This window comes from Variovorax sp. YR752 (assembly GCF_943372545.1).
Map to the genome: position 1 here is coordinate 1 of NZ_CALRZC010000080.1, position 459 is coordinate 459.

Annotated in this window: 1 protein-coding gene; it reads left to right on the top strand. The window is 75.2% G+C overall.

All coding sequences use genetic code 11. The features are described 5' to 3' along the window. Positions 1-454, top strand: a 454-nt coding sequence (locus AAG801_RS19395; RefSeq protein ID WP_341889819.1) for an acyl carrier protein, incomplete at its 5' end; no start/stop codon positions are given. Positions 455-459: the final 5 nt, after the last annotated feature.

A 459-nucleotide genomic window follows, 5' to 3' on the forward strand; every position in this document is an offset into this window, starting at 1 on the left:
GGCCGGGGCGCCGGCCGCCGGCAGCGCCGGCGCTGCCGTCGCCGGCAAGACCACTCGCGCCGAGGCCTGGATGGCGCTGCCGGCCAGCCAGCGCCGAGGCGCCGTGCTCGCTCACCTGGCCGAGCAGGCACGCCAGGTCATCGGACTGGCGCCGGACGCACCGATCGGCACCGCACTGCCGCTGAAGGAAGCCGGGCTCGATTCGCTGATGGCCGTGGAACTGCGCAATCAGTTGACCCGCTCGGTCGGCCGGCCGCTGCCGGCCACGCTGCTGTTCGATCATCCCTCGCTGGACGCCCTCGCCGACGAGCTGAGCCGCCGCCTCGGTCTGGCCACTGCCGTCGCCGCAGCGCCGACGGCGACCGAACTCGGTGTGGCCACGCTGAGCGAGGCGCAGGCCGAGGCCGAACTGCTGGCCGAGCTGGCCGGCCAGACGCCGGCACCACGCCGCTGAACACG